Raw genomic sequence first — 16,783 nt, 5'->3', positions numbered from 1 at the left:
GGTCAGGCGCAACGCGTCTGACCGGGCACGGCGACGCTACTCGCGCTGTGCACGACGGCGCCCTCACCATTCGCGCGCAACTTCGATGTGCCGCCTCGTCAAGGAAGAAGCCGACGACTACTGGACCGCGGGCGCGAGGCCCAGATGGCGAAGGGCTCTCCCGGCGGCGTGATACCCGCTCATGCCGTGGACTCCGGCTCCTGGGGGAGTGGCGGCGGAACAGAGGTAGACGCCGGGTATGCCGGTGTCGTAGGGGTGAGGTGTCAGACGGGGCCGGAACACCAGTTGGAACGGGTCGTTGGCTCCGGTGAGGATGTTGCCACCGACGTAGTTCTCGTTGCCGCGCATCAGATCTGCGGGCTTCTTGGCGGAGAACGCCACGATCTTGTCCTTGAAGCCAGGAGCAAAGCGTTCGATCTGGTCGACGATCGCAGCGGTGGCGTCTCCGTTGTATCCGTGCGGCACGTGCGCGTAGGCCCAGATCGGGTGCACGTCACCGGCAGATCGGCTCGGGTCAGCGAGGTATTGCTGCCCGACCAGGACGAACGGCGCGTCCGGCATCCTGCCGCGCCGGACATCGCGAGCTGTGCGGATCACCTCGTCCGGATCACCACCCAGGTGGACGGTTCCCGCCACACCGCAGTCGGCGTTGCTCCAGGGCACATCACCACGCACGGCGAAGTCGACCTTGAACGCCGCCGGGCCGTGACGCCAGCGGCGGTACGCCCGATGCACGCGTCCCGGGAGGTGGCCTTCGAAAATCCGTGCAGCAGCAGAAGGCGAGGTGTCGAGCACGACGACATCCGCGTCCGGCAACTCCGAACTGCGCTTGATCCTGGTGCCTGTCACGGTCTTGCCACCGAGGTCTCGCAACAGCGCGGCCAGCGCATCCGTGATCGCTTGTGAGCCACCCTCGGCGACCGGCCATCCGAACCGATGTCCTGCCGAGATCAGCATCGCCGCCACCGAGGAGCTCATCGGCGCGCGCAGATCGTGCATGACGTGAGCGGCGACGCCGAGGAACAGGCTTTGCGTGACGGGGGAGCGCCACAGCAGGCGCGTCAACGCGGCGGGCGGCACCGCGCGCAGCCCGAATCGTGCCGTATGCACCGGATGGGACGGCCACCTCAGCAAAGGGCCCAGCAAGTCGCTCGCTGTGGCCTCCAGGTTGGCAGCGAGTGGTCCGTACGCCTGCCGCCACCGCTGACCATCTCCTGCGGGCAGGCCCGCCGCGGTCTCGTCCACTGAGCGCCGCAGCACCCCGCACGTGCCGTCGTCGAGAGGGTGAGCGAGCATCACCTCGGGATGCCGCCACCGCAGTCCGTACCTGTCCAGCCTCAGCTCTCGCAGGTAGGGCGAGAGCACGGCGGTCGGGTGCACAGCTGAGCATTCGTCGTGCAGCGTCCCTGCGACGAGCTTCTCCGTCGTTCTCGCGCCCCCACCGAGCCGGTCGGCGGCCTCGAGAACGGTCACGTCGATGCCGTACTGGGCCAGGCGTACCGCCGCCGCCAGCCCATTCGGGCCCGATCCCACCACCACTGCCTTGGGCACCGAACTCAACCCCGGTCCTGCGATCGAGCACGGTCCAGGTGAGGAGTGCCGGTCGTCAACGGATCGGCGAAGATGTCACGCAGCTTGGCGCGGTCGTGCAGGACGAGGACTCCACAGAGGACTGTGTAGAGGGCCGCCATGTACTTGACCGAGGGGTAGTCGAACGCGAAGTCCATCAGCGTGATGTTGAGGCCGATCACGAGCAGCGCGCAGGCGCCCACGAACGTGGTGCGGCGGAACACCAGCAAGATGGCCGGAACCAGCTCGAACAACCCGGTGATCCGGCCGTAGAAGGGAGAGTAGCCGTAGAACAGCCAGACCAGTGAGGTGCCGTCGACCGTGGCCTTCGAGAGGTCGTTCCAGTCGCCGTAGTAGTACTGTCCGCCGAACAGCTTGACGCAGCCGTAGAGGATGAAGATCGCCGCCATCAGCAATCTGATGACGAGGATCGTCTTCGACGATGCTCTGTGCCAGATCATCTTTTCGACTCCGAGTCGCTTGGGCTGCTCTGTCAGCTGGTGTCGGAGTTCATCGTCGTCGTCTCCCCGTCGTCGTACATCCTGCGTCGGGTCTGCTCTGCTGCCCTTGAGGAGGAGCCCTTGTCATCCTTCGGCAGGAGGTGACCGGCAGCACGTGCACACTGCCCGTCAACCCATTGCAGGCCGGCGAGTGATACCAGGCTCCTCCGCGAGGAGGACACGTTTCGTCTCCCAGGTGGACGCTGAGAACGCCCGACCATCTCTAGCTTGCTTTGTGGCCGGTTGCGTTCCGGCTTCAAGGGCGTTGCGCGGCAACAACGCTGACCAGCTGGGAGTTTGCTTGTGTTGTGGTCGTGCGATCGCCTCCTTCGGTTGCCCGTCGTGACCGCGGTGAGCGGGCTGGCGGCGATGATCAGCCTTACGCTGAGGGCCGATCATCGTCGATGGGCCGGGCTGGGAGTTGACGTGCGGCGGGTGATGGTGTGGCTGAGGTCGCGGCCGGTGGCGTTCGACCTGGCCCTGGTCGCGTTCTTCGCATGGGCGGCGTTGCCGTACGCCGTTCTGGACCGGTCTCCGTTGTGGCTGCAGGCGCTGATGATCATCGGACTGGTCGGTCCTCTGCTGATCAGGCGCCATCATCCAGGCACAGCAGCGACGATCGTGCTGGCCACGATCGTGGCGGAGTTGGTGACGTCACCGTGGGGCTCGTTCGTGCCGACGGTGAACCTCACCCTGGCGCCGATCCTGTACTCGGTGGTCGTCTACGGCAGGCGGTGGCAGGTGTGGCCGGTGCTCGCCTGCAGCGCGATCCTCGTCGCCTGGTGGGCGGCGTCCGTTGATTTCAGTGGTGAGTCGTGGCGGCAGTCCACCGCCATGATCGGATTCGTGGCGATGTTGCTGCTCACCTGCTGGCTGCTGGGAGAGTTCGTCTCCGCCCGCCGGGCGTATCTGCGCGCGGTGGAGGACCGGGCGGTTCGCGCCGAGCGGGAGAAGGAAGCGCTGGCACGTGCCGCGGTGGCTGAGGAGCGCACCCGGATCGCACGGGAGATGCACGACGTGGTCGCCCACGCGGTGAGCATGATGGTGATGCAGGCCGAAGGCGCTCGGATGTCTCTGGTGAGCGGCGGCGATCAGGTCGAGCAGGCGTTGCGCGACATCAGCCGCGGAGGTCGCGACGCAATGGGGGAGTTGCGGCACATGCTGCACCTGCTGCGTCAGGAGCCGACCGGGACCACACCACAGCCCACGGGCGCCGATCTCCGCGGCGCGGTGGACTCGATTCGCGCCGCCGGTCTGGACGTGGAACTCCACGAGCGTGGCGGACCGGAGGGTGTGTCGACAGGGCTCGTCGTGCAAGTCGTCCGAATTGTGCAAGAGGCGTTGACCAACGTCCTCAAACACGCTCTTCCTCCCGCGTCGGCTGAGGTGGTGGTCGACTGGGGACCTGTCACAAGCGGTCGGGAGGTGCGGTTGCGAGTGCGCAACAGCGCCGGCACAGCGGCAGGACAGCCGCTGGTCGACCTTCCTTCCGGTGGGCACGGTTTGCCCGGTATGCGGGAGAGGGTGTCGATGTACGGAGGCACACTGCGCACCGAGCGAACCGCGGACGGAGGGTTCGTGGTCGAGGCCGTGCTGCCGGTCGGTGGCGCCAAAGCGGGAGGGGTCAGCTGAGCATGAGCCAGGCACGCGTGCTGATCTGCGATGACCAAGAGCTCATGCGCAGCGCTCTGCGCATGATCGTGAACAGCCAGGACGACCTCGAACTCGTCGGCGAGGCCGCCGACGGTGCGCAGGCGGTGCGACTGGCGGCTGAGCACCGTCCGGATCTGGTGTTGATGGACGTCCGAATGCCGGTGCTCGACGGTGTGGAGGCCACTCGACGTGTGTGCGAGGTGAGTCCGAACACCAAGGTGCTCGTGATCACCACGTTCGACCTGGACGAGTACGTGGAGCAGGCGCTCCGCCATGGCGCGAGCGGCTTCCTGCTCAAGGACGCCACCAGTGAGGAGATGCTGGTCGCGATCCGCGCTGTGCTGCGAGGCGACGCGGCGATGGCTCCCGCCGTGGTTCGCCGCTTGGTCGAGCGGCACCTCAGCACTCCGGTGGCGCCACCGCCCGACCCGCGCCTGCACCGCTTGACCGACCGGGAACGCGAGGTCTTCGGTCTGCTGGCCAAGGGCGCCAGCAACGCCGAGATCGCGGATCAGCTGTTCCTGGGGGAGACGACGGTCAAGACGCACGTCAGCAGGGTGCTGTCCAAACTGGACTTGCGTGATCGAGTCCACGCTGTGGTCCACGCCTACGAAAGTGGCTTCGTACGCCCTGGTGAGTGAGCGTTCTCGTCAGTTCGGGGAAACGTCCTCCGGCAGGATGACTCAGTATCCGTCCGCCGGCGGTCATCACGGACTCGAGGACTGACGCGATCGGTATCGTCCACGCGAGACCGTTGTCGTCATGAACGCGACACAGTGGAGGACGTTCACCGAGGCGGCTTTGCGATCGCCGCGGTTGGTTGGCGCTATCGCTCCGAGCTCTTCGCAACTCGCGGAACGGCTCGCCACGGTCGTCCCCGACCGCGGACACCCGGTTGTGGTGGAACTCGGACCAGGTACCGGCGCCGTCACCAAGGTGATCGCCGCAAGGCTGGGTGGTCGTGGCCACCAGATCGCCGTTGAAGCCGACACCGGGATGTTGTCCTTCTTCCGACAGCACCACCCCGGGGTCTCCGCACACCACGCCGATGCCGCGGACATCCAGACCGTGCTGGAGGTCGAAGGCCACGAGCACGTCGATGCGGTGATCTCGGGACTGCCGTGGACCCTGTTCGGCCACGCCAAGCAGCAGCTGTTGCTGGAACGGATCACCGAGGTGCTTGCACCAGAAGGCGTGTTCACCACGTTCGCCTATCTGCAGGGACTGGCCCTACCCGCAGGCAGGCAGTACCGCCGTCTGCTGCAGCGGACGTTCGGAGAGGTTCTGCCCACCAGGACGATCTGGGCGAACATGCCGCCGGCCATCACCTACGTGTGCCGCAGGCCCCGCCGATGACTCGCACTCGCTGGTGCGCCTGTTTGCTGTTCACACCCCTACCGGCGATCCTCTGCCTCGCAGCCGGCATCGGCCGTCCCAGCACCGGCAGCGTTGTTGTCGGCCTGCTGGTGCTGGTCTCCGCTGTGGCGCATCTGGTGCCTGTTGCGGTCGCACGATCAGCTCGTGCCCAGCCGTACCGGCTTCGTTCGCCCGTTGCGCGGCGTTCAGGGTGACCCTTCCTCCGGCCGGAGGAGATACCGAAATCCGGTGTCCTCCTCCGAGAGGATCCAGTGAAGCCTTGAGCCCGACGCGTCGGCAGGCGCAAAGGCACAGGCTTGTGTCATGTTCACCGACTGGGCGCAGACCTTGGCAACGTTTCCGCCGCACATCGTCATGCTCGTCGCCGCGGGCTTGCTGTTCGTCGAGACGGCGTTGCTGATCGGTGTAGCGATCCCGGCGGAACTGACGCTGCTTGTGTTGGGGCTGCTCAGCTACGAGGGCGTCGTGCCACTGGTGTGGTGTCTGCCGATCTGCATCGCGGCCGGCATTTCCGGTGATCAAGCGGCTTACTGGACCGGACGACTCATCCGAGTCAAAGCACCTCGCGGCCGATCGGTGAAGCTGCGTGATTATCGGACACGTGCCGAGAACCTGTTGCTGAGGAGGAAAAAACTCGCGATCTTCCTCGCGCGCTGGATCCCGTTCGTTCGCACTTGCATGCCGGTCACTGCGGGCATGTCCAAGATCGACCCCGTCACGTTCACGGTGTTCGCCGCGGCCGGCGTCATCACCTGGATGCCGGTCACGATCCTCCTGGGGCATCTCGCGGGCGGTTCCCTCGAGGTCGCGGCGAACTGGGCGGGTCGGGGAACGGTGACCCTCTGCGCCGTGGCATTGGTCGTGGTCGTCATCGCAGTCGCATACCGCAGGAGAACTCGTCGATCCAGTGTGGACGTGGTGACGGTCGTACGTCTGACGGCCTCCGTTCAGGGCAACCGGCGTCGTCTGCACGCAGGACTTGAAACGAATTGCCTTGCCGGTGCATCCATCGCTCGCCCCTCGGTCGTACCTGGTGTGACATCCGCTCTCGACGAGGGGAACGACCTTGAGCAGTCGGCTGATCCGCATTGTCTCCGCAGCCGCCGTGATGGCGGCCGTCACCGTGGGCACGGCCTCGCCCGCTTCTGCCCAGCAAGCCTCGCAAGTGTCCGTGGTGCACGGAATTCCGGGGCAGCCGGTCGACGTCTACGTCAACGGGAAGAAGACGCTGGAGAACTTCCAGCCTGCCAGTGTCGCGGGACCACTCGAACTCGCCGCGGGCACGTACGACGTGGCGCTGACCAAGCCGGGTGAAGCCGTCGGTAGCCCGATCCTCCAGAACAAGTCACTCGCCGTACCGGCCGGGAAGAACCTTTCCGTCGCCGCGCACCTGGACGCGTCGGGCAAACCGGTGCTCACCGCATTCGTCAACGACACCGCGATGATCGCGGCCGGAAAAGCGCGCTTGGTGGTTCGCCACACCGCCGCGGCACCCGCGGTGGACGTGCGGGCCGGTGGCAAGCCCGTCTTCACGGGCCTGACCAACCCCAACGAGGTCAAGGCCGACCTACCGGCGGGAACGGTCAACGCGGATGTCGTGCTCGCGGGCACGACGACTGTCGCGATCGGACCGAAGGACGTCGACCTGAAGGCCGGCACCTCGACCGTCGTCTTTGCCATCGGGTCCGCCGAGGGCAAGACGCTGGGACTGGCCGCACAGACGATCTCCGGTCTCGGAGGAGCGCCGAGCGGGATGCCCGCGGGACGCGGTCCCGTTGAGGACGGCGGCTCGGTACCGCCGCTCCTGTTCGGTGGTCTGATGGTGCTCGGGCTTGTCGTGGTCACCCGTCGCGTAGTCAGGAACGGTTCGCTGTGAAGCGTTGGGCCGGGTTGGCGGCCGGAGCCGTCGCCGGCGTCGCCGTGGTGGTCATCTGGTCCGCGAACTCGGGCTCCGACACCTTCGGCGCTGACGCCGTACGCGACCTCATGACCGCCGGCTCGGCCCCGCCGTCCACGACGGTTCCGTCAGTTCCTGTGCAGCAGGGACTTGCGGCTTCTCGTGCCCCGGTGGAGCCGGTCGAGCTCACCATCGCCACGATCGGGCTCACCGCACGCGTCGTCCCGACCGGCGTGGACGACAAGGGCGAGTTCTCCGTTCCGCCCAGCGTCGACGAGGTCGGGTGGTACCGGTTCGGCCCAGGGCTCGGTGAGTCAGCCGGATCGGTGGTGATCGGCGGCCACGTGGACGACGCCACGTCCGGGCCCGGCGCCTTCTACCGGCTTCGTGACCTGGTCGCGGAAGACCAGGTCACGGTGGTCGGGCAGGACGGGACGACGCGGGTCTTTCGCGTGGTGGCGAAGGAGCAGGTGCCCAAGAAGGGCCTGGACCTGACGCCCTACTTCTCCACGGAGGGCTCGGTTCGCCTCACGTTGTTCACCTGTGGCGGGCAGTTCGACGGCGCGGAGCGTTCCTACGCGGACAACATCATCATCACCGCGGTCCCGATGTGACCAGCATCAACGCACGAATCCTGGTCTGATCACTTCTGCATCACCGTCTTACGACCAGCAGCTTGCAGCACAACGGTGCCGGTACGCGCTGATGACGAGTTTGCGCATCCCGCCTCTGCTCGTCGGACCGGCACCCACCGCAAACGACTGCGTTGGTCCGCCGGGTTCAAGCGGGACGGACATCCCGAGGGTCGTTGAGCCGCTCTTCACGAGTTCATGACCGAGTCGAGCAGGTTCCTGGCGATGTCGCGCAGTTTGATGTTCTCGTGCTGTGATCGCTGCACGAGCATGTCGAAGGCCTCGTCCGCCGAGCACTTGTGCACGGCCATCAGAACGCCCTTCGCCTGGTCGATGACGGCACGTGTCACCAGGGCTCGTTCCAGCGACTGGATCTGGTCGTGGAGACGCTGCGAGTGCTGTGCGCTGGCGATGGTGGCGGACGCGGTCGTGGTGAACAGGCGCATGAGGCCTTCGTCGAACGGGTCGAAGGCCTCGGCGGTGCGACTGTAGACGTTGATCGAGCCGAGGTGCTGTGCCTCACCGCCGTCCCCCGACGGCAACACCACTGGTACCGACAGGTAGGCGCGGATGTCGTGGCTTGCCGCGGCTGCTTCGAACTCCGGCCACTCGTCCTGGTGTTCGCCGACGACCGCGCGGACGGCTTCCAGGGTGCGGGCGGACTGCATGCACGGGCCGCGGTCGGCGCTGAACTGCTTCTCGTCGATGTCGACGAGAATCGGGTCCGTAGCGGCAGCGGTGCGGGGTTGCTGCTGTGTCATGACGGTGAGGGTCACCGCGTCGGCGTCAGCGATCGCGTTGATCGCGGTTTCCGTCAATTGCTGCAGCGCGTCGTCGGGCGACTCGTCGCCGGTGAGGGCGGCTCGCAACACCTCGAGCGCGTCGGCGGTTTCGTCGAGGCGCTCGAGAGGATCGGGACGGTCGTCGTCGACCGATCCACCAGATGGTTGCGCAGAGTCGTGCGCCTCGCCGGCCATGCCGAGCACCCTTCGTTGGGAGAAACCCAGGGGCGCCAGCTGCTCGACGCACGTCCACCGCATGATACGGCTGTCGGCAACCTCGCATTGGAACAGCGATGTGACGAGCGCGACCGGCCCGGCACCGGGTTGCTCGACGTCTCGCGCCGGGACCGGCCGAACCACCCGAAAGCGGGCCTACCGTGCTTGCGCGCGCGTCACGGTGACTTTGCTGTACCCGATCATCTAACTTTCTCGCCTGAGGGACATCCGGTGATCATGGATCACCGCGTCTCGCGGCTTCAAGCTTCGACACCGTGCTGGAGTCCAGCTCTCACAGCGCCTGGAGGCATTCGGTTTCGTTGCGGCGGAAGACGCCGACAGCGCTTTCGAGAGCGGGGCTACCAACCTGTTCCCTCCTTATGGTGCCTTCGGCGGGAGTACCAAAGGATGGGAACGGGTCTGACCAGCGGTTATGTGTCGGCAGTCTAGTGGTGGAGTCATCGTTCGGCCTATCCGCGCCCGAGTAGTAGTACCTGGGGACGGGTCGTCGGACCCGTCCCCGCGGCAGGCGATCCAACTCCATCTGAGCGACGGTCGTTCCTCGGAATCAGCCTGCGCCACGACCACTCGACGTGCTCGGTGTCTCCAACTGCTTTTTCAGGACCCGGGCTTCACGGTCGGGAACTCGCGGATCCTGCACGGCCCCAATGGGTACTGCGTGGAGTTCCCGGAGAACGCGGACGGCACCTTCGCTCCCGCCGAGCACTTCCGCGCCTCGCTGACGAAGACGCCCGAGGGCGGCTACGTCGTCACGTTCAACGACTCCGGCGAGCGGTGGCTGTTCACCGGCAAGGGCTGGTTCGTCTCGCAGACCGACCGCAACGGCAACGCCAACACCAACCGCTACCGGCCGGACGGGTCCCTGGCGTCGATCACCGACTCACAGGGCCGTGTCACCACGTTCAACCGCGACGCCCAGGGCCGGGACTCCTCGCTGACCGACCCGACCGGGCAGACGTTCGGCAACTACGTCTCCGACGACGATCTGATCAGCGAACTCACCGACCGGGCGGGGAACAAGGTCAAGTTCGGCTACGACACCGACCGGGACCTGCTGACCTCCGTCACCGACGGCCGCGGGAACACGTGGAAGCTCGAGTACGACCCGGAATACTCGCAGATCAGCAAACTCACCGAACCGACCCGTGACGGCACCGGCGCGTCCACCATCTACGCCGACGACGGCGTCGACAAGACGAAGGTGACCGACCCGAACCTGCACAGCTCGGTGCACGAGTTCGAGTCGCCGGGGCGGCAGAAGAAGGCCACCGACGCCCTCGGCCACGCGCAGTCGCGCACCTGGACGGCCAACAGCGACGTCAACGTCACGACCAACGGGTTGCAGCACTCCACGACCTACGACTACGACCCGCAGCAGAACCTGATCGGAACGAAACTCGCGACCGGTGCGAAGAACGTCGTCGGCTACACCGACTCGGCGCACCCGTACCTGCCGACGCAGATCACCGACGCGTCGGGCAACCAGGTGACCCGGACCTATGACGGCAACGGCAACGTGACCAGCATCCGCTCGACGGGCTTGAACGCGGACCTCGAAGTGCTGCGCTACACCGAACGCATGGGACTGGTCGAGTCCAAGAAGGACGGCAAGCAGGCCGAGACGACCTACGAGTACGACGACTACGGCAATCTGACGAAGGTCGTACCGCCTGCTCCGGCCAGCCGACGACATTCACCTACGACGCGCTCTCGCGCGTTGACAGTGTGACCGACGGCAACGGCAAGAAGATCGTCTACGGCTACGACAAGCTCGACCGCGTCACGACGATCACGCACAACGGCATCGTGTTGCAGTCCAACGGCTTCGACGCGAACGGCAACCTCACCAGGACACAGACACCCGATGCCACGAGGGTCTTCGACTACGACCCGCGCAACCTGCTCGAGAAGGTCACGCGTGGCAGCGAGGTCGTGTCCTACACCTACGACAAGGCGGGCAACGTCAAGACGCTGACCACGCCGACCGGTGTGGCGAAGTACGACTACGACGAGGCGAACCGACTCAAGACGTTGCAGGACTCCTACAGCGGCACGACGACTTTCGGCTACGACGACGCCGATCGGCGCACCTCGACGACGTTCCCCGGTGGCGCCGTGCAGACCACGGGCTACGACAACTCCGGGCGCCAGACCTCGGTGACCGTCACCCGGCCCGGTGGTGGTGAGCTGCTGAAGACCACCAACCGCTACACGAAACCCGACGGCGCCGACACCGACAAGATCCAGAGCAAGACCAGGGGCAGCAGCACCCGCGCGTTCACCTACGACGGCGCCGGCAGGCTCAAGACCGCGCCGGGCACGACCTACAACTACGACAACGCCACGAACCTGCTCGCCGGCGAAGGCCGCACCTTCACCGTCAACGCCGCCGACCAGGCCACCAAGGCGAATGACGCGACCGTGGCGTTCGACGGCGCCGGCAACCACGCGTCCACGACCAACCCGGACACGCGGTTCACGTTCAGCCCCACCAACCAGGTCCTCACCGGCCACGCCGGCACAACCCAGGTGCTCCACGTCCGCTACGACACCAGTGACCAGACCCAGCCCAGGACGATCACCGAGACCGCCGGCGGCAACCAGGTCACGCACATCCTGACGCACACCGCCCTGGGCGTCACCGAGACCGTCGACAACGGCAAGCGCTCCAGCTACACCCGCGACACGCAAGGACTGCTCATCGGACTGAAGGACGGCGCCGGCACCCGGTACGGGGCGATCACCGACCATCAGGGCAGCGTGCTCGGCTTGGTCGACACCTCCGGCAACCTGGTCGCCGAATACGACTACACCCCGTACGGGGCCGTCACAGCCACCGGTGCCGCTGCAGGCGCGAACCCGTTCCGCTACATCGGGGTCTACCAACTTCAACAAGGCCCGTACCTGATGGGCTATCGCGTCTACGACAGCTCCATGGCCCGATTCCGCTCACCGGACCCGACCGGCCAGGAGACCAACCCGTACAACTACGCCAAGGGCGACCCGGTCAACCAGAGCGACCCCACCGGTGCCTACAGCGGGGCAGACCTCGGCCAGGATGTTGGCGCGGGCCTGGCAGGAATCGGCTCCGCCATCGTCGTCGGCGCAGCCTGCGCCGTCACCGCTGGAGTGGGGTGCCTCGTCGGCGGCGCCGTCGTCGGAGCGACGTTCGGCGCCCTGGGCGGAGGAGCGGGTGCCGCGATCGGCGGAGGTGACTCAGGCAAGATCCGTGATGCCATGATCAGCGGTGCGGTCGGTGGCGTGATCGGTGGTGTCAGCGGAGGCCTGGTGGGCAAGGGAATCAGCAAGCTCATTTGATCGGATCGTGAGGAGTGAGATGGATCCGAGGATTCGCAACGGCCTGGTGGCCATGTTCCTGACGAGTGCTGCTGGAGTGGCCACCCTGCTGCTCGAATGGCCACTGGTCGTGCCGATCGTGTTGTTCCTCGGCGCATGTTTGGCGGGCGCGTACGTGGTGAAGCAGTCGCTGCGCCACCGCTGATGCAAGACCGGAAGGGGCACCGATCGGCGTGGCCGGTCGGCACCCCCTTCCGGTGGTCTCAACCAGGAGAAACCGACTTGATGAAGCTAAAGCTCCCGCTAACAGGTCCTTGTTGAGGCCAGTGGCGGCGGCATTTTCGCTGGCGGTTGGTGATCTCGATATGTGTCGCCGCCCTGGCCGGACCTCGGGGAGGGCACCATCCTGCGCGAGGCTGTGAATCCCAGGCTGCTCGTCTTCCTGCCCAGGTGTACTCGACGCTGGCGGGTGGGTTGGTCTCGGGTTCGGCGTTGAGCCGGGCCAAGAGGTCGGCGTTGGGTCAGCGGCGAGGCCACGATGGAACGTGCAGGTCGGAAAGGGAGAAACGCGGCCTTGCCAGTGACCACGGCCGCCGAATTCGGCCCGCTCGTCGCAACATGACTGACGCGAACTTCTGCGACTCCCGGCCACGCTGACGGTCGGCAGCGCTAGGCGTCCACTCAGCGAGGATCACAACACCCCTCTGCCCGGAAGGGTCCTCTCACGTGTACGTAGAGATGGTCGTCCTTGCTCAGCGAGCGATTGCAACGAGGTGTGTTACCGACGAGGCTGGCGCCCTCGCGCAGAGCTGGTCGTTCGCGCTCATCGAGGATCGCAACCGTTCGGCGCGATGTGGTGAAACCCATGGTGCATCGCGCAGCGCTAGGCGTCCGTGCTCAATGAGGATCGCAACGCCGCGGTGGACGACAATGAGATCGACGCCGCCGGACAGTACTCTTGCGGATATTATCCACCCAAATTGGGGCTGTAAGCGCGCCTTTTCTTTGTTGATCCGGAATGACTCAGGATACTGCATTGCTCGCGTGCCGCGAAATGTCGGTCGAGTTCGCTGGCGCCCGCGTCTTATGTGGCGCTTACCTGGCTTCAGCTGCCTTAGAGCGGCATGCCAGTCGTCCCACGCTTCAGCATAATGACTGTTCAGTGTAGGTGAGCTCATGTCGGGACGCTGGCATATTGTCCGACTGTCGTCGCATCGGCATCATTTGGCGTGCCTGCACGGCATTAGCCGTATGTGCAAGTCATGAAAGATCATGAATCGCAAACGGGGGGATTTCTTGATGATCCGAAGAACTCTTTTTCGTCGTCCGGTCAGTCTGGTGGCGGCCGTGATGTTACTGATTTCGGGGCCTGTTCTCGTGGCTCGGCCGGTTCCGGCGGAGGCCGCCGCGGTGCTGACCTCGACTTTGACCGGGTCACGTCCCTCGGCGACTCGGATCCCGTTCTCCATCTCCGACACGGTGTCCATGTCGGTCGATGTCGGTACCGGGAATCTTTTGGTGACCACTTCCGACCTGGCACTGCCCGGCATTCAACATGATCTTCAACTGGGCTTGACCTACAACAGCCTGCGCCTGGGCGCCGGGACTGCACTGCCGTCCGGGGCAGCGGGCGCAGGCTGGGCGATGCGGGTCGGTCAAGACACCAAGATAATTCTCAACTCCGACAACTCCGTTCTCTACCTCGCCCCTGAAGGCCGAGAGGGCTTGTTCCAGCCGTCCGGCGGGACGGCCTACACGTCGCCGTCCGGTTTCAAGGTCGCGATGGTGAAGACCGCTTCGGGCTGGACGATCACCGACCACGACAGCAATTCGGTGTCCACGTTCGACTCGGCCGGACGACTGGTGTCGATCAAAGACCGCAACGCCCAGAGCTCCACGTTCACCTACACCTCCGGGAAGCTGAGCCAGGTCGTGTCGACCCGCGGCGGTGCTGGTGCCCGGACGGCGAACCTCACCTGGTCGGGCAACCTCACCACCATCTCCCAGACCGGCGATGACGGCACTGCCCGCAGCGTTGTCTACACCTACACCTCGGGCAAGCTGACGAAGATCACTGACCCGACCTCGAAGAACACCCAGCTCGGGTACGACGCGACCACCGGTGATCTGACCACGATCACCAATGGCGCAGGCAAGCAGACGGCGATCCAGTACGACGCCACGCACCGGGTCAAGAAGGTGACCCAGGAGAACCCCGCCGGCGCCGCGGTGACCCGGTTCACCTACTACTCGGCAGGGGAAACGCTGGTCGCGAGCCCGAACAACACCGAGGCCACCCCCTCCAACGGGCCACAGACCGACTACTTCCTCAACGCCCAGGAACTGGTGACGTCCGTAGCCGACCCGCTCGGCCGCAGCCGCGCCAAGACCTACACCCCCTTCGCCGACATCGCGACCTCGACCAGCGGTACCGGAGGAGTCACGACCTTCGCGCACGACCCGGCCGTGAACTCCGGTGAGTCACTGACCGGCGTCACCGCACCGACCGGCGTGAGGACGACCTCGACCTACGCCAACACCGGCGCCGCCAAGTACTTGCCGTCCGGGGGCACCGACAGCCAGGGCAATTCCAAGCTGTTCACCTATGACGGCGCCGGCAACCCCCTGAGCGCGGCGAACACGTCCGCGACCGCGACCGCGAAGGTCGACTACAACGCCGACGGCACCCTGAACACCTCCACCGACCCGCGCAACACCGTCACCGACTACACCGCGAACACCGATCACCAGATCACCGACATCACCCCTGCGGCCGGTTCGGGTCTCGCGCCGATCGTGATGTCCTACGACGGGTTCGGGCGCCTGCACGCAGTCCGTGACGGCCGCGCACTGCGCACGATCTACGCCTACGACCGCGCCGACCGGGTCAAGACGATCCAGTACTCCGACGGCACCCCCGATGTGGCGTTCACCTACGACGGCGCGGGCAACGTCCTCACCCGCACCGATGCCTCGGGCACGACGACCTTCGCCTACGACGCGCAAAACCGGATCACCTCACGCACCGCGACCTCCGGCGGCGGCACCCTGTCCTACGGCTACGACAAGACGGGCAACCTGACGTCGAAGACCGACGCCCGCGGCACCACCACCTACAGCTACGACGCGGCCAACCAGGTCACCGAGATGACCACCCCCAGCGGGCAGAAGACCGCCTTCGCCTACGACGACGACGGCAAGCGCACCGACACCTGGTTCGCCACCAACACGGCACGCACCACTTTCGCCGCCCACACGAAAACCACCTTCGACAAGAGCGGCCGCATCTCGCGAACCTGGACCGCACGGGCATCCAACGACGCGACCAAGACCTTCGACACCGGCTTCTGCTACTCGCCCCGCATCTCCGGGCAACCATGCCCGTCGACGTCGGCCGGCACCGACACCGGCCTGATCAAGTGGTCGACCGACAACCTCACCGGTGCGGTGTCGCTCTACAGCTACGACACCTCCAACCGGCTCACCGCGGGGTCGAACTACGGCGGTCACGACTACGCCTACACCTACGACAAAGCCGGCAACAGGCTCACCACGAAGATCGACGGCACCACCACGCAGACCCTGACCTACAACACCGGCAACCAGATCTCGAACGCCGGTTACAACCACGACGCCGCCGGCAACCGGACCGCCGACCCCATCCAGGGCACCTTCACCTACAACGCCGCCGGACACACCACGACCCGCACTCAGGGCTCGTCCTCGAGCACCTACACCTGGGCCGGTGGCGACCAGAACGAACTCGTCTCCACCACCACCGGTGCGGACACGACCCGCTACGTCTACGGACGTAACAACGCCTACGGTGTCCCGGTACTCCAGTCGTTCACCAAGAACGGCCAAACCAGCTACATCGACACCGACCCCACCGGCACCCCCCTGACCTTCCAGCGGCCTGATGGCACCACGCACTACTACGCGCTGGACAACCAGAGCAGCCCCGTGACCCTGATCGACAGCAGCGGCGCAGTGACGGCCACCTACACCTACGATCCCGCCGGACGACAACTCACCGCGACCGGCACAGCGTCCGCCGCCAATCCCATCCGCTACGCCCAGGGACTGCTGGACGAGATCACGGGCTGGCTCAAGCGCGGCGTCCGGTGGCACGACCCGGCGACCGCCAACTGGACCGCGCTCGACCCCATCAGCCTGATCCTCGAGCCCGACATGGCAAGCAGATACGCCTACGTCAGCGGCAATCCCGTCAACCGGATCGACCCCACCGGCCGCAACATCGACCCCTCGGAAGCGTGCATCATCGGCGCGACGACTGGCGCCATCGGAGGCGCGGTGGCCGGCGCCGCGGCCGGCGCAGGCGTGTTCTCCATCCCAGGCGCCATCGGCGGCGCCGCATACGGCTTCTCGGGAGGATGCCTGGCTGGCATCGCGGGATACTGGCTGGAGCAGAAGTTCGACGAAGACTGAGACCCGGTACAGCTCTTGTTGCCGCCACGAACAAGTTCGTGGCGGCAACCTGGGCCGCCGTCGTTGAGTCGGAATCGGCTCGTGGTTGATCATTGACGGAACGGTGTTTGCGATGTCCGCCCCGCCGCGGCAGGCGCTCCTCATCGGAAAAGACGCCGGCAATGCGGTCGGCATCCGGGTTGAGCAAGCTGTCATGAGTTGCCGCGATAGGAGGCAGACCCACAGCAAGTTTGGCGGCGGGTTCGGTTCAACGAGTTCACGAAACGCGAGGCTTCCTTGCTTTTGTCAACTATGGCCGCCTGCGTGACACCTGTGACCTGCGCTGATTCGAAGCTTGCATGTACGCCAAGGCGCTGCGAGGGATGCCGTCGACGCGTCGACGGTTGATCA

General features: G+C 65.9%; 12 protein-coding genes and 1 pseudogene. 10 read left to right on the top strand and 3 right to left on the bottom strand.

Going from position 1 to position 16,783, the window contains the following annotated elements:
- Positions 1-117: 117 nt before the first annotated feature.
- Both IE307_RS20655 and IE307_RS20650 read right to left on the bottom strand, forming a co-directional pair.
- A complete protein-coding gene (locus tag IE307_RS20655; RefSeq protein WP_191300010.1) occupies positions 118-1,551 on the bottom strand; it encodes a phytoene desaturase family protein in 1,434 nt (477 codons plus the stop codon).
- A gap of 5 nt (positions 1,552-1,556) precedes the next feature.
- On the bottom strand, positions 1,557-2,030 hold the full coding sequence (locus tag IE307_RS20650) for a hypothetical protein (protein ID WP_191300008.1): 474 nt from the start codon (positions 2,028-2,030) through the stop codon (positions 1,557-1,559).
- Positions 2,031-2,411: 381 nt separating this feature from the next.
- Between IE307_RS20650 and IE307_RS20645 the strand changes: the two genes are divergently transcribed.
- The 6 genes and pseudogenes from IE307_RS20645 (at position 2,412) to IE307_RS20625 (ending at position 7,610) form a co-directional block, all read left to right on the top strand.
- Positions 2,412-3,701 (top strand): sensor histidine kinase, encoded by a 1,290-nt coding sequence (locus tag IE307_RS20645; RefSeq protein WP_191300006.1) that lies wholly within the window; start codon positions 2,412-2,414, stop codon positions 3,699-3,701.
- A 2-nt stretch (positions 3,702-3,703) separates the two neighbouring features.
- Positions 3,704-4,363, top strand: coding sequence for a response regulator transcription factor (locus IE307_RS20640; protein WP_191300004.1), 660 nt, complete (start codon positions 3,704-3,706; stop codon positions 4,361-4,363).
- Between the two features lie 121 nt (positions 4,364-4,484).
- On the top strand, positions 4,485-5,078 hold the full coding sequence (locus IE307_RS20635; protein ID WP_191300002.1) for a class I SAM-dependent methyltransferase: 594 nt from the start codon (positions 4,485-4,487) through the stop codon (positions 5,076-5,078).
- 324 nt (positions 5,079-5,402) lie between these two features.
- Positions 5,403-5,870, top strand: a pseudogene (locus IE307_RS46875) (DedA family protein); the annotation flags it as partial.
- Positions 5,871-6,207: 337 nt separating this feature from the next.
- On the top strand, positions 6,208-6,975 hold the full coding sequence (locus tag IE307_RS20630) for a DUF4397 domain-containing protein (RefSeq protein WP_191300000.1): 768 nt from the start codon (positions 6,208-6,210) through the stop codon (positions 6,973-6,975).
- On the top strand, positions 6,972-7,610 hold the full coding sequence (locus IE307_RS20625) for a class F sortase (protein ID WP_229904921.1): 639 nt from the start codon (positions 6,972-6,974) through the stop codon (positions 7,608-7,610). The genes IE307_RS20630 and IE307_RS20625 overlap by 4 nt, the downstream gene beginning before the upstream one ends.
- A 206-nt stretch (positions 7,611-7,816) precedes the next feature.
- Here IE307_RS20625 and IE307_RS20620 read toward each other — a convergent pair whose 3' ends face one another.
- Positions 7,817-8,668: a GAF and ANTAR domain-containing protein gene (locus tag IE307_RS20620; protein WP_229904920.1), complete on the bottom strand. Its 852-nt coding sequence runs from the start codon at positions 8,666-8,668 to the stop codon at positions 7,817-7,819.
- A 637-nt stretch (positions 8,669-9,305) separates the two neighbouring features.
- On the opposite strand from IE307_RS20620, the gene IE307_RS20615 reads away from it, so the two are divergent.
- From IE307_RS20615 to IE307_RS20600, 4 genes are all read left to right on the top strand, one after another.
- Positions 9,306-10,376, top strand: coding sequence for an RHS repeat domain-containing protein (locus IE307_RS20615; protein ID WP_191299998.1), 1,071 nt, complete (start codon positions 9,306-9,308; stop codon positions 10,374-10,376).
- Positions 10,373-11,965, top strand: a complete 1,593-nt coding sequence (locus tag IE307_RS20610; RefSeq protein ID WP_191299996.1) for an RHS repeat protein — start codon at positions 10,373-10,375, stop codon at positions 11,963-11,965. The genes IE307_RS20615 and IE307_RS20610 overlap by 4 nt, the downstream gene beginning before the upstream one ends.
- 19 nt (positions 11,966-11,984) lie before the next feature.
- Complete coding sequence (locus IE307_RS20605; protein WP_191299993.1) at positions 11,985-12,149, top strand: hypothetical protein; 165 nt, start codon at positions 11,985-11,987, stop codon at positions 12,147-12,149.
- Between the two features lie 1,094 nt (positions 12,150-13,243).
- Positions 13,244-16,393, top strand: coding sequence for an RHS repeat-associated core domain-containing protein (locus IE307_RS20600; RefSeq protein ID WP_191299991.1), 3,150 nt, complete (start codon positions 13,244-13,246; stop codon positions 16,391-16,393).
- Positions 16,394-16,783: the final 390 nt, after the last annotated feature.

The sequence above is a fragment of the Lentzea cavernae genome (assembly GCF_014653695.1).
Lineage (GTDB): Bacteria > Actinomycetota > Actinomycetes > Mycobacteriales > Pseudonocardiaceae > Lentzea > Lentzea cavernae.
The sequence above is the reverse complement of the archived record's forward strand: the minus strand, read 5'-3'. Positions and strand labels throughout refer to the sequence as shown.

Bases quoted from the DNA above. Each gene is read 5' to 3' on its own strand.
- IE307_RS20650 (WP_191300008.1), bottom strand. From the start codon at position 2,030: ATGATCTGGCACAGAGCATCGTCGAAGACGATCCTCGTCATCAGATTG.
- IE307_RS20640 (WP_191300004.1), top strand. From the start codon at position 3,704: ATGAGCCAGGCACGCGTGCTGATCTGCGATGACCAAGAGCTCATGCGC.
- IE307_RS20635 (WP_191300002.1), top strand. From the start codon at position 4,485: ATGAACGCGACACAGTGGAGGACGTTCACCGAGGCGGCTTTGCGATCG.
- IE307_RS20630 (WP_191300000.1), top strand. From the start codon at position 6,208: ATGGCGGCCGTCACCGTGGGCACGGCCTCGCCCGCTTCTGCCCAGCAA.
- IE307_RS20620 (WP_229904920.1), bottom strand. From the start codon at position 8,668: ATGCGGTGGACGTGCGTCGAGCAGCTGGCGCCCCTGGGTTTCTCCCAA.
- IE307_RS20605 (WP_191299993.1), top strand. From the start codon at position 11,985: ATGGATCCGAGGATTCGCAACGGCCTGGTGGCCATGTTCCTGACGAGT.
- IE307_RS20600 (WP_191299991.1), top strand. From the start codon at position 13,244: ATGATCCGAAGAACTCTTTTTCGTCGTCCGGTCAGTCTGGTGGCGGCC.